11 protein-coding genes are annotated in these 13,506 nt (G+C 37.7%); 3 read left to right on the forward strand and 8 right to left on the reverse strand.

What is annotated here, in order from left to right; translation table 11 throughout:
• Positions 1-42: 42 nt before the first annotated feature.
• Entirely contained in the window at positions 43-1,797 is a 1,755-nt protein-coding gene (dxs, locus tag FORMB_RS07010; RefSeq protein WP_069676775.1) for a 1-deoxy-D-xylulose-5-phosphate synthase, read from the reverse strand.
• Between the two features lie 38 nt (positions 1,798-1,835).
• On the opposite strand from dxs, the gene FORMB_RS07015 reads away from it, so the two are divergent.
• Positions 1,836-2,285, forward strand: coding sequence for a nucleoside deaminase (locus FORMB_RS07015; RefSeq protein ID WP_069676776.1), 450 nt, complete (start codon positions 1,836-1,838; stop codon positions 2,283-2,285).
• A 3-nt stretch (positions 2,286-2,288) separates the two neighbouring features.
• Here the strand turns inward: FORMB_RS07015 and FORMB_RS07020 are convergent, their stop codons facing one another.
• From FORMB_RS07020 to FORMB_RS07045, 6 genes are read right to left on the reverse strand one after another with little or no spacing between them, the layout of a single operon-like run.
• Positions 2,289-2,525 (reverse strand): hypothetical protein, encoded by a 237-nt coding sequence (locus FORMB_RS07020; RefSeq protein WP_069676777.1) that lies wholly within the window; start codon positions 2,523-2,525, stop codon positions 2,289-2,291.
• Between the two features lie 15 nt (positions 2,526-2,540).
• Positions 2,541-4,292, reverse strand: coding sequence for an aspartate--tRNA ligase (gene aspS / locus FORMB_RS07025; RefSeq protein WP_069676778.1), 1,752 nt, complete (start codon positions 4,290-4,292; stop codon positions 2,541-2,543).
• Positions 4,293-4,344: 52 nt separating this feature from the next.
• Complete coding sequence (locus tag FORMB_RS07030; protein WP_069676779.1) at positions 4,345-7,605, reverse strand: efflux RND transporter permease subunit; 3,261 nt, start codon at positions 7,603-7,605, stop codon at positions 4,345-4,347.
• A gap of 6 nt (positions 7,606-7,611) precedes the next feature.
• The gene (locus FORMB_RS07035; protein WP_083243926.1) at positions 7,612-8,769 is read right to left on the reverse strand and encodes an efflux RND transporter periplasmic adaptor subunit; all 1,158 of its coding nucleotides are present in this window, start codon (positions 8,767-8,769) and stop codon (positions 7,612-7,614) included.
• Positions 8,770-8,773: 4 nt separating this feature from the next.
• The gene (locus FORMB_RS07040; protein ID WP_069676781.1) at positions 8,774-10,114 is read right to left on the reverse strand and encodes a TolC family protein; all 1,341 of its coding nucleotides are present in this window, start codon (positions 10,112-10,114) and stop codon (positions 8,774-8,776) included.
• Positions 10,104-10,721 carry a TetR/AcrR family transcriptional regulator gene (locus tag FORMB_RS07045; protein ID WP_069676782.1) on the reverse strand — a complete coding sequence of 206 codons (618 nt, stop codon included), beginning with the start codon at positions 10,719-10,721 and terminating at the stop codon, positions 10,104-10,106. Before FORMB_RS07045 ends, FORMB_RS07040 begins: the two co-directional genes overlap by 11 nt.
• Before the next feature lie 125 nt (positions 10,722-10,846).
• Here FORMB_RS07045 and FORMB_RS07050 point away from each other — a divergent pair, with 125 nt between their 5' ends.
• Together FORMB_RS07050 and FORMB_RS07055 are read left to right on the forward strand one after the other, a co-directional pair.
• Positions 10,847-11,821 carry a polyprenyl synthetase family protein gene (locus tag FORMB_RS07050; RefSeq protein WP_069676783.1) on the forward strand — a complete coding sequence of 325 codons (975 nt, stop codon included), beginning with the start codon at positions 10,847-10,849 and terminating at the stop codon, positions 11,819-11,821.
• Positions 11,821-12,168 (forward strand): hypothetical protein, encoded by a 348-nt coding sequence (locus FORMB_RS07055; protein WP_069676784.1) that lies wholly within the window; start codon positions 11,821-11,823, stop codon positions 12,166-12,168. The genes FORMB_RS07050 and FORMB_RS07055 overlap by 1 nt, the downstream gene beginning before the upstream one ends.
• A 60-nt stretch (positions 12,169-12,228) precedes the next feature.
• Here the strand turns inward: FORMB_RS07055 and FORMB_RS07060 are convergent, their stop codons facing one another.
• Entirely contained in the window at positions 12,229-13,488 is a 1,260-nt protein-coding gene (locus FORMB_RS07060; protein WP_069676785.1) for an alginate export family protein, read from the reverse strand.
• Positions 13,489-13,506: the final 18 nt, after the last annotated feature.

Raw genomic sequence — 13,506 nt, forward strand, 5'->3', positions numbered from 1 at the left:
ATTATTTAAAAAAGGAAAGCATCGCTTTCCTTTTTTTTTGCCTTATAATTTTGATTGGATATATTTCCTCAAACTATCAGTGTCCAGATTTAACGTTTTATGCAAGAGACTTACAGATCCATGCTCTATAAACGCATCTGGAATCCCTTTTACAATTACATCATTTTTATAACTGTGAGTAGCTGCAAACTCTAAAACAGCAGTCCCAAAACCGCCGCTTACTACACCGTCCTCTAGGGTTATCAGAGTTGAATGGCTCTTAAAGATAGAATGCAACAATGGTTCATCCAATGGTTTTACAAAGCGCATATCATAGTGCGCACAATTGAGTCCATTGATGGCCTTTGAAACCGTATTAGAAACCGTCCCTACACTTAAAATAGCAAGCTCATCTCCTTGTTCTAATTGAACCCCAGTTCCAATCTCAATAGATTCAAACTCTGATTTCCAATCTGGCGTCACCCCTCTACCTCTCGGGTATCGAATTGCAATCGGATGTTTCAGCCCTTTTTGTGCCGTATACATGATGTTCCGTAATTCTTCCTCATTCCTTGGAGCAACAATGATGAGGTTTGGAATACAGCGTAGATAAGCCAAATCAAACACCCCATGGTGAGTGGCACCATCTTCGCCAACCAGTCCAGCACGATCAATACAAAAAATAACAGCTAAGTTTTGCAGCGCAACATCATGAATGATTTGATCATACGCCCGTTGTAAAAAAGTTGAATAGATGTTACAAAACGGAATCAATCCTTGCGTTGCCATCCCTGCAGCCATTGTGACGGCGTGTTGTTCCGCAATGCCCACATCAAACGCACGTTCCGGAAGTGCCTCCATCATATACTTAAGCGAACTTCCCGTTGGCATCGCAGGAGTGATGCCAACAATCGCCTTATTTTCTCTTGCCAATTCGACAAGTGTTAATCCAAATACATCTTGATATTTCGGAGGAAGGTCTTTACTGTTCTTAGAAATTAAATCGCCTGTAGTTGCGTCAAATTTTCCTGGCGCATGGTATTTTACTTGATCCTTTTCAGCCTGCTTTAACCCCTTTCCTTTGGTGGTAATTATATGTAAGAACTTAGGGCCTTTGATGGTTTTTAGGCGATCTAATTCTTTAATAAGAGCTTCCATGTCGTGGCCGTCAACAGGGCCAGAATATTCAAAATTCAGAGCTTCAAATATATTATCTTGTTTTTGAGTGCCTTTTTTTACATTCGTTAAATACTGTTTCAAAGCACCCACACTTGGATCGATTCCAATGGCATTATCATTTAAAATAACCAATAAATTAGCTGAAGTGACCCCAGCATGATTCAGTCCTTCAAACGCCATTCCACTTGCGATAGAGGCATCGCCAATCACGGCAATGTGCTGTCTGTTTTCACCTTTTAATTGAGAGGCAATCGCCATTCCTAAAGCCGCAGAAATAGAGGTGGATGAATGTCCAGTGCCAAACGTGTCATACACACTTTCTTCACGTTTTGGAAACCCACTAAGCCCTTTATATTGTCGGTTGGTATGAAACTCCGCTTTACGTCCGGTCAAAATTTTATGCCCATAAGCTTGATGGCCTACATCCCAAATCAATAAATCATCAGGAGTGTTAAACACATAATGCAATGCAATGGTAAGTTCTACCACGCCAAGACTTGCGCCTAAATGCCCTTCTTTAGTCGCAACAATCTCTATAATAAACTGCCTTAATTCTGTTGCAAGCTGCCGTAAATCATCTGCTGAAAGCCGACGTAAATCCGATGGGGAATTGATATGTTCTAGTAAATTTTTTAACACATAGCAAAAGTACAAGATTGAAATCGTATTTTTGACTTATGAATGCTATTTTTGACGACGATTATTTTATGCTAAAGGCACTTCAAGAAGCGGAAGCAGCTTTTGATAAAGGAGAAATTCCAGTAGGAGCGGTGATTGTGGTTGATAACAGAATCATTGCACGAGCCCACAATCTTACAGAACTTTTGAATGATGTGACTGCGCATGCAGAAATGCAGGCTATCACGGCTGCTGCTAATTTTTTAGGGGGAAAGTATCTAACTAATTGCACTCTATATGTGACTCTAGAACCCTGTCAAATGTGTGCAGGGGCTTTGTATTGGAGTCAAATTTCAACCATCGTATATGGTGCAAAAGACGAACATCGGGGATGTGGTGTGATGGGTACAAAACTACATCCAAGAACCATCTTAAGAGGCGGTGTTTTAGCCAATGAAGCGTCGGAATTGATGAAACGATTTTTTATTGAAAGACGAAATTTGAACTAACGACTAAGACTTTTTAGAGTCATTAAATTCTCGCATTTTGTCTAGATTCTCTTGAGTGAGCATATAATCCGCCACCTTTTTATCTTTCCAGCGGTAATAAGAAAACAATGGAAATACCACGGCACACAACCCAATCACACCAAATCCCACCAGTTTTTTTGAATAAGGGAAGTCCACAATCAGTCCTGTGAACATACTGATCATCGTTGCAATAAATAAAACCCAAATCAAGTATTTCATTTTATGAATGTCGTATTATTTTAAGTTTACTTTTAAGTGTAACTCCTTTAATTGTGTTTCATCTATGGCAGATGGTGCATCAATCATCACATCACGTCCAGAATTGTTTTTTGGAAAGGCGATAAAATCACGGATGGTTTCTTGCCCTCCTAAGATGGCTACCAAACGGTCCAATCCAAACGCCAATCCACCGTGTGGTGGTGCGCCATATTCAAAGGCATTCATCAAAAATCCAAACTGCTCTTTTGCCTCTTCTGGTGTAAATCCAAGATGGTCAAACATCAACGCTTGTGTGGCTTTGTCGTGGATACGAATCGAGCCACCTCCAATTTCATTTCCATTTAAAACCAAGTCATAAGCATTTGCTTTTACCGCACCTGGATCGGTATCTAATAACTTAATTTGATCTGGTTTTGGTGCAGTAAATGGGTGGTGCATCGCATGGTAACGCTTGCTATCTTCATCCCATTCTAACAATGGAAAGTCAGTCACCCATAGCGGTGCAAATTCCTTAGGATCTCGAAGTCCTAAACGTTCAGCAAGTTCCATTCGAAGGGCACTCAATTGCGCTCTCACTTTATCGGTAGGGCCAGAAAGTACACAAACTAAATCTCCTGGATTTGCTCCTGTAATTTTTGCCCACTGTCCTAAATCGTCTTGATCGTAAAATTTATCGACAGAGGATTTATAAGTTCCATCGTCATTACATCGTGAATAAATCATTCCTAACGCACCAATTTGTGGGCGTTTTAACCAGTTGATAATGCCATCAATTTCTTTACGTGTAAAGCTATTTCCTCCCGGAACGGCAATTCCAACGACCAATTCTGCAGCGTTGAAAACGCCAAAATCTTTATGTTGAGCCACGGCATTTAATTCGCCAAATTGCATTCCAAAACGAATGTCTGGCTTGTCATTTCCGTAAGTTTTAAGGGCATCGTCATAAGTCATTCTTGGGAAGGAACTAAGTTCTTTTCCATGAATGGATTTAATAAGGTGACGTGTCAACCCTTCAAAAATATTCAATATATCTTCTTGTTCCACAAAAGCCATTTCACAATCAATCTGCGTAAATTCAGGTTGTCTGTCGGCTCTTAAATCTTCATCTCTAAAACACTTTACAATCTGGAAATACTTATCCATGCCCCCAACCATCAACAGTTGTTTAAACGTTTGTGGCGATTGTGGAAGGGCGTAAAATTGACCTTCATTCATTCGGCTTGGGACTACAAAATCACGGGCACCTTCGGGTGTTGATTTGATTAAGTAAGGCGTTTCTACTTCTATAAAATCTTGAGAAGACAAAAACGAACGCACTTCTTGTGTGACCTTATGTCTAAAAATTAAATTGTTTTTTACAGGGTTTCTTCGAATGTCCAAATAGCGGTATTTCATACGAAGTTCCTCGCCACCATCCGTTTGATCTTCAATGGTGAAAGGGGGTACGATGGCTTCATTTAAAACGGTCAGTTTTGAAACTAAAATTTCAATATCCCCTGTTTCTAAATTTGGATTTTTTGAGCTGCGTTCAATGACAGTACCTGTCACTTGAATGACAAATTCACGTCCTAAACTTTTAGCCATGGATACCATCGCCTCTGGAGTCCGATCCGCATCAAAAATAAGTTGTGTAATGCCGTAGCGATCTCTTAAATCTACCCAGATTACAAATCCTTTATCTCGGGATTTTTGTACCCAACCCGAAAGGGTTACTTCTTCGTTGATATTCGAGGTTCTTAACTGACCACAATGATGACTTCTGTACATAAGACTAAATTAGTTGGACAAATTTAACATTTAAAAATTAAAATCGAGAGGCTTAGGAAACGACTTTAACCTTTTTTGTTTTCAATTTATTAATTAAATAAAATAAGATAGGAACCACGACCAAGGTTAAAAATGTCGCAAACGACAAACCAAAGATAATCGCCCAACCCATTGGACCCCAGAATGCAACGTTTTCTCCACCAATATAAAAGTTCGGATTCAGTTCGGTGAGTAAAGTTCTAAAGTTAATATTGATCCCAAGTGCGAGTGGGAGTAATCCTAAAATGGTGGTGATGGCGGTCAGTAAAACAGGTCTTAAACGCGTGCGTCCAGCTTCAACCACACATTCGACAAGAAGGGCGGGTGTTAGTTTATCCGTTTCTTCTAATTCCAGTTCGCGTCGTTTCCGAATGATGGTGAGGTTGATGTAATCGATTAAAACAATGGCATTATTCACTACAATCCCTGCGAGTGAAATGATCCCAATCATGGTCATAAGGACTACAAAATCCATTCTAAAAATGAGCAGTCCAAAGAGCACCCCAATCAAACTTAGAAATACAGAGATCGAAATAATAATAGGGGTTGTGGCAGAATTGAATTGGGCTACTAAGATTAAGAAAATCAACAGCACCGCAATTAAGAGAGCTCTACTAAGGAATGCCATTTCTTTGGCCTGTTTTTCTTGTTCGCCTGTAAAGCTAATTGATATGTTTTTTGGAGCCTCAAATTTTTCGGCAATGCCTCTAATTTTATCGTTGACTTCTGTGGGGTTATAATCATTTAAGACATTGGAAAAAATCGTGACGACTCTATCCAAATCAATCCGTTTGATGGCACTAAAGGACGACTGGTTTTCGGTTGTCGCTACTGCCGAAATAGGCACTTGTTTTATCTGTCCATCACTTTGATTTCTAAACGTAATTTTTTGATCTAATAAAGCCGATTTGTTGTAGCGCATCTCATCTTTGAGTCGTAGATTTATAGGATAATCATCCTCTGCATTTTTATAGGTTGATATTTCTTTACCATACAATGCGGTTCGTAAGTTAGCTCCAATTTGACCTGTTGAAACGCCCAATCGTCTTGCTTTTTGGCGGTCCACAGAAATCAATAATTCTGGTTTTCCCTGATCGATATCTAATTTCAATTCTTCAATACCTGCAATATTAGAGTTATTTATAAATGATTTTAGTCGATTTGCAGTTTCCAAAATTAAAACATAATCATCGCCTTTTACTTCAATGTTTATAGGAGCACCGGTTGGGGGGCCATCCGCTGGCTTGTCCACCACAATACTGACCCCAGGGTAGCCCTGTAGTAAGTTTCGAATGTCTTTAAGAACGGTTTCGGTACCTACGCCTTGACGGTCTTGATATTTTACAAAATCAACCGTGATTCGAGCTTTGTTAGGCGATTTCCCTCCTTGTTGACCACGAGACGGATCGGCAGTCCCTTCACCGACTTGCCCAATGACAGAAGTGATGAGAAAGTTTTTGCCATTGACCTCATATTTTTTTAAATACTCTTCTATATCTTTTTCAATTTCCATTGAAATAAGATTTGTTTCTTCGATGTCCGTCCCAATCGGATATTCAATATAGACAAAGACTTGTTTGGCATCTGTATTTGGAAAAAATAATATTTTTGGTGGGAATGTCGCCATTAAAAACCCTGCAAGAATTAATAACCCAAACGTTCCAACAATAATGCTTCCAGGTTTTTTCCCTTTTAGTGCGTAGCTCAAAAAGCGTTCATAGAGGTTTTCTAACTTTGAAATAAAAGTGACTTTAGCTTCTTTTTTAGGAGCTACTTTCATGTACACAGAAATCAGCATTGGATTTATAATGAGGGCAACAAACAAGGAGGAACTCAATACAATAATCAGCGTAATTGGAAGCCATTTCATAAATTCTCCCATAATGCCTTCCCATAAAATCAAGGGTAAAAAGGCAGCTAAAGTTGTGGCGGTCGATGCGATAATTGGCATCGCCACTTCTCCAACGCCTAGCTTTGCAGCTTCAACTCTCGGGTAGCCTTCGTCCATCAATCGATACACGTTTTCGACCACCACAATTCCGTTATCCACCAACATTCCAAGGGCAATTACTAAAGAAAACAATACCATTGTGTTAAGGGTGACTCCCATAAAACTCAAAATCGTAAACGATAAAAACATTGACAAAGGAATCGCAATTCCAACAAACAAAGCATTTCGAAAACCCAAGAAGAAGTAGAGTACTGTAACGACTAAAATAACGCCCAAGATGATGCTGTTCTCAAGGTCTGAAACCATGGTGCGGGTATCATTAGATTGGTCGTTTGTTTTCGAGATTATTAAATTTTGAGGAAACACATTTGCTGCGGCATCTTCCAGAATAGCATCAATTTTTGTGGACGCTTTAAGAAGGTTTTGCCCCCCTCTTTTCTTAACGTCTAACATTACGACCGGCTGCAGATACTCGCGCGCAAAACTTTCTTTTTCCTGTTCTTTGAAATCCACATCAGCGATATCTCTCAGATAAACGATGTTTCCTTTTTCTTTTTTGACGATAATATCTCTCACAGCCAAGGGGTCTTCAAATTCCCCTAAAACACGTACCGTTCTTCGGATGCCATTTTCCAGAATATCTCCTCCAGAAACACTCATATTTTCAAAAGCGACTGCATTTTCAATGTCGTTGAAGCTAATTTTAGACGCTTCCATTTTATATAAATCCACCGCAATTTCAAGTTCTTTTTCTTGAACACCGCGAATGTCAACACTCGAAATTTCAGAAAGTTCCTCTATTTCATCTTCCAAATATTCGGCATATTCTTTAAGTTGGTCCATCGAGAATTCGCCAGACAAATTAATATTCATGATGGGGATTCGTTCACTAAAATTCATTTCTGAAACACTTGGTTCCGAGGGTAAGTCTTTAGGAAAATCAGGATCAGCCATCGCAACATCGACTTTGTCTTTTACTTTTTGAAGTGCTTCAGCAGGCGTAAAATCAAAGCTAAATTCTACCACAATACTGGAATAGCCTTGAATCGAATTCGACGTAATTTTATCAACTCCTGTGATGGAATTTATTTCTTTTTCTAAGCGTTTGGTGATTAGTTTCTCAACGTCCAAAGCAGAATTCCCAGGGTAGGGAGTCGCAACGTAAATTTGCGGAATAATAATTTCTGGAAAATTTTCACGCGCCATCCCTGTATAAGAAAGTAATCCACTTAATACAATGATAAACGTAATGACAGAAACGGTCATGCGATTTGAAATCGCCCAGCTTGAAAGTTTAAATTCTTTAATTTTTTTTGTGCTCATAGTTTACTAGTGTACAAGTTTTACATCTTCATTATTATTCACAAGTCGTGCGCCTTTATCAACTAACATTGAGTTTTCAGAAAGCCCTTCAGAAATGAACGAAAGATTATCGTAACTCATCGCTTCAGTTACATAGGTTTTTACAACGCTGTGATTGTTTTCTTGTGGTTCAATGGTATAAACAAAAGTTTTGTCATTACGGTCTTTTTGAACCAACCGCGATGGAATGACAATCCCATTGGCTTTAAAATCGTTTATTTTAATGTCCGCAAGCAAGTTTGCTTTTAACTCATTGTTGGGGTTTTTTAGATCGATACGGGTTTTAAAACTTCTATTATTTGGATTGATAAAGTTTCCAACTTGAGAAATGGAGGCTTCAACCGAGGTTCCAATAGAACTAAAATAGAGTAAAACTTCGGTATCTTTTTTGATCGATTTCAAATAGGTTTCAGTGATTTCGCTCTCCACATACACGTTGCTTAGATTCACAAGTCTTAAGAATGGCATTTGCGGTGAGGTCATCTCTCCAGTTTTTGCGAAAATCTGATCAATAATCCCTGAAAATGGGGCGATTACTTTCATTTTCCGTGCTTGTGCTCTCAAACTTTTCATACTGTTTTCAAGACCGTCTTTTTGTGCTTTTGCTTGCAGGTATTGAATTTCACTTCCAATATTTTGTTCCCAAAGTCTGGCTTGACGTTCAAAGGTCGTTGTTGCCAAAGCGAGTTGGGTGTTTAGTTGTAAAACAGAATTGTCGATGACGTCGCTGTCCAAAGTTGCTAAAATTTGTCCTTTTGAAACGTTTTGACCTTCTTTTGTCAAAATAGCCGTTACGGTGCCGCCCATTTCTGCATGAAGCTCAATAGTTTGATCCGCTTTGACCGTTCCTTGTACTTCTATGTAATGATTGAAATCCTTGACTTCTGCTTTATAAGAAGTCACGGTCATTAGTTTTTTCAGGGTATCTAATTCTGAAATAGCCATCTCAACATCTTTCAGTTCTGTACCGATTCGATCCATCTGTTCTATAAGAGCTGTCTTTTTTGCTTTTAGGTCTGTCAGGGATTGAGATTCTTTAACCGCCGTGTCACAGGATAGTACAAGGGTTAAAGTAAACAGTAAAAATAGATGTTTCATCGGAGTAATATTATGGTGGTGTTTCATTTGTTTAGTTTTTAAGAGGTGGGTTAATGAGCGCTTCTAAATCAATTCTTTTAATGAGAATGTTGAGCATTGATTGCAAATAGTCTTGCTGAGCAGTATATAATTGGCGTTGTGCTTGAGACAAATCAAAACTAGTGGTCAGTCCTTCAAAAAATTTAATTTCATTTTTTTGAGCGATATTTTCTGAAAGTTTAAGGGCTTCTTTTTTGATGACCAGATTTTCTACTGCAAACTCATAATCACTTCTTGCTCGTGAGATTTCTAACTTAATTTTATCTGAAGTATCTTTTAATAATGATTTAGATTTCTCTAAATTGAGGCGTGCTTTTTTTGTAGAAGCACTGCGTCCAAAAGAACTGAAAATAGGAACTTTCATAGTGACGCCAAACAGAGAGGCACCAAACCAGTTTTGAGAATCATCTAAAAAATTAAATTGCTCACTGTTTCCAGAATAGCTGCCGTTCAAAAATGCTTCTATAGTGGGTAAAGCTTTGCTTTTTTCTAATTTCAGTAAGAGTTCTTTACCTTGTAAATCATTAAAAGCAATTTTATAATCCACAACATTTTCTGCCTCAAGAATAGATTCTAAGGGAGCGAGTGAGGTGTATATCGCAATCAGTCTATCAAGGTCGTCCGTGAGTTCGATCGGGGTATTTAGCTCTAAGCCAAGGGCATTATTGAACAGTTGATACGCTATTGTTTTTAAGCGTTTGACGTAGCTTTGATTGCTTTTCAAACTTGACAAAGTCAGTTGTAGTTGTTGAACACTTTCCTCTTCAATTAAGCCATTTTCGTACACTTTGGTAAGGTCTCTCACGTTGTTTTCTAACAATGTGATGTTTGAATTTACAATTTTTAAATTTTCTTCAGAGAGTAATACATTTCCATAGGCATAAGCGACCATTTTACGAAGCTCGATTTCTGTTTTTTCTTTGGCATTTTCTGAAATTTCGAGATATACTTTAGCAGCTTGAAGACCTACTAGATAGGAGCCGTCAAATATTTTTTGCGTAATGGTGACGGTTCCGTTCATCGTTTGTTTGGTTCCAAAAGCAATTTCGGCAAACTGCCCTGGAGCTCCACCAAAAAATTCTGCTGGGATCAACGAAATTTGTTGTTTTAACCAGTTATTGTAGGAAATAGCTGCTTTGATTTGTGGCAATCCTGTGGACGTTGTTTCCCATTTTTGGAGTTTTGCAATCTCTACATCACGAGTGGCATTTTTGCTTATAGAATTATTCTCAAGAGCAAAATCAACGGCTTCTTTTAATGAAAACCGAGAGATTTCTTGCTGAGAAAACACCGAAGTAGAGATTAATAAAAAGAGCGTAAGTTTATGAAGCATTAGATGATAAGTTTGATTTTGTAAAATTGTTAAGCAGGTTTAGACCTTTTAGGGTTGTAATAGCTCTCAAGTGGTATTCGAGGTAACTTTCAAAAAGATAATTTTTGTCGAAATCAGATTCTGGAAAAACACTAATATCACGAATTGCAGTCACCCCATTAAAATATAACCTTGATATAAAATTAACATCAATATCAGGTCTAAACAATCCAGTATTCATTCCCATTTTTAAACTGTTTTCAAAGGAAGAGTGCATTTTTTCAAATTGTTTGATTTGTAAGCGCTCATAAATTTGTGGATAATATTTTTTAAGCTGATGTTGTGGTGAGACCTTTACACTTTTTAAGTAATTAATCACAAACATTTTAATGTCATACAGTTCTTCAATAGGGTTGATGGACGCTGCGTTTATCCTATCGATTCCTTCCGAAATATGATCGAGGACAGAAAAAGTGACCACCTCTACAAGCTCTGTTTTATTTGAAAAATGAGCGTAAATGGTTTTCTTCGAAATCCCCATAGCATTTGCGATGTCATCCATTGTGACACTCTTAAATCCTAAAGAGAAGAATAATTCTTCTGATTTTGATATAATTTTCTCTTTCATAGTGAGCTGCAAATTTACAACAGGAAACTTAAAAAACAATTAAAGTTTCCAAAGTTTTACAATTTTTTAACATTTATTAGTTTCGCTTTGTAACATAGTTTTAGGAATTCACTTATTTTTGTCTCATGAAAGCCATTGAAACGTACCAAAAACAATTTATAGAATATCTAAAGGATTACAAAACAACACGGGAGCCTAAAAACCTTTACGAACCTATTGAGTACATATTGAATTTAGGAGGAAAGCGCTTACGACCTGTATTGACCCTTATGACTGCGGATTGTTTTGAAGGGGATGTAAACAACGCACTAGACGCTGCTTTGGCAGTGGAAGTTTTTCATAATTTCTCACTTATTCACGATGACATTATGGACGCTGCACCCTTGCGACGTGGCCATGAAACTGTGCATGAAAAATGGGATTTAAATACAGGGATTCTTTCTGGTGATGCGATGTTGATTATGGCATATCAACTGTTTGAGAATTACCCACCAGACGTCTTCCAAAAACTTGCCATACTCTTTAGTAAAACCGCCTTAGAAGTTTGTGAAGGTCAACAATACGATATTGATTTTGAAACACGCGATGCAGTTTCAATTGCGGAGTATCTAAAAATGATTGAGTACAAAACAGCGGTCTTGGTTGGAGCTGCCATGAAAATGGGGGCTATAATTGTCAATGCATCTGAAGCAGATCAAAATCGTTGTTATGAATTTGGAAGAAATTTAGGAATTGCTTTTCAATTACAAGACGATTATTTAGACGCTTTTGGAAACCCTGAAACGTTTGGAAAACAAGTGGGAGGTGATATTATTGAGAATAAAAAAACCTATTTATATTTAAAGGCTTTGGAGTTTTCCTCTGAAAAGGATCAGCAACAATTGAAACAATTATTTAGTACAGAAGGCAACGATACAAAAGACAAAGTAGAGATTGTAAAGCAAATCTTTACAGCCTCAGGTTCTTCAGAGGCTACCAAAAAGGCGATTCAACACTATACCTCAAAAGCATTTTCTGTCTTGGAATTATTAACGATTTCAGAAGATAAAAAGCAGTTGCTAAAAACATTTGGGACCAGCCTTATGGACAGAACCGTGTAATGAATTTACCCTCTAATTTTGAAGATTTAATTGCCGAAGTAAATCAGTTAGATTTATACAAAAAATTAGTTCTTCAACTTAATAAAGATTTTTTACGCGCCAATGTGGACTTAAATTTCCATGAAGAAGTATTGCCAACAAGCTTGAAATTAGTGCTTTACGAAACGGTATATACGCTGATCCAAGAAAAATTTGCGGACTACTTAAACTTACTTTATTTAATTGATGTCTCAGAAAAACAAGTAAAAGCTCTGGATGGGAGTGATCCTCTGCAACTAGCCGAAGCCGTGTCTTTTCTTATTTTAAAACGCGAGTGGCAAAAAGTTTGGTTTAGGAATAAATATTAAATCGAAAGTTGGTTTTTAAGGAGATACCTAAAAACCAACTTTTGAATTAGTCAGCAATTTTTAATTTGCCTTATGAGAAAACAGGCTTGGTTTAAATGTAATCATCACCCATGCCCAAGAATTGTTTTTATCTTTATCGCCCCCTTTTAAAAGTTCTAGCGTTTTTGTTGCAAACATTTTTGAATAGCCTGCATTCAGGTTGATATCTTTAGCCACTTTATAGCCAATCGTAAAATCGATCTCTGTTCCTAGACTCGCATCCATTTTGGTTGTGCCATCAAATACGTCCGCTGCCGCTGAAAATAAATGAGGCATTAATTTTGCAGAAAATTTATTTTTAGAATAGCCTAGTGTCATATTGATGTCTGTCAATCCAACACTATTTGCGTGGTTGCCCACATAAAAATAATCCATAAAACCATTAAACTTGTGGTTCGTGCCAAACAAGGGAGCAAACGATTTTATGTCTGTACTGCTCGCATTAGAATTAGTTCCAGAAAGCTGTTCTATGCCCAAACCTAACGACCACTCTTTTGAAACCTTATACCCAATGTTTCCAGCAAAATAAGAGGCTTTAACCTTTGCGTTTTTTGATTTTCCAGTTTGGAAATAGGCAGCAGCATTGGCATTAAAGTTACCCGATTTATAAGTAAGTCTCGGGCCAATAGTTTGCATATAATCGATGGTTTGGTTGTCGTTCACATCTAAATATTCAATACCGGTATTTAGCAACAAAAAACTCACCCCAAGGGTGTTGAAATCTCCGTGGTACCAAGCATACTGTAAGGATTTATAGCCTGCAGCGTTGCTGTATAAATTATCTATATTAGATTGCGAATCGGCATTTAATGCAACTCCAATGTCTAATTTGTTGTTGGCATTTGGGGTGTATTTAAACAGCAGTGCATCGTGACTTCTTGCTTGTTGTGCCCAGCCGACGCTCCCAAAAATTCGTTGATCGTCATAATTTATTTCTTGACGCCCTAACTTAAAGGAAGTTTTGGTGTTAATAATCGCTTCTGCCCAAGCTTCGTGCAAAGAGGATGTTTTATCGTCGCTTGATAAGGTGCCAACATCCCCCCAAACTCTTACATTTTGCATCACAATTTTTAATTTTAATCTTTCATTTTTAAATCCAAAATTTAGACGTGTTCGTTGGGATACAAAGTTTGAACCCTCTGAGATTGTATCTAATAATGATTTAAAACCATGTCTGTTTTCGTAACGCGGTCTTAACTCTGCGGATAAGTCAAACTGTTGTCCAAAAGCAATAAATACGATTAGTGAGGCAATGACCGAAGTAAATAAGTTTTTTTTCATTTTTAATCTTTTTTATAA

This window comes from Formosa sp. Hel1_33_131 (genome assembly GCF_001735745.1).
GTDB lineage: Bacteria > Bacteroidota > Bacteroidia > Flavobacteriales > Flavobacteriaceae > Hel1-33-131.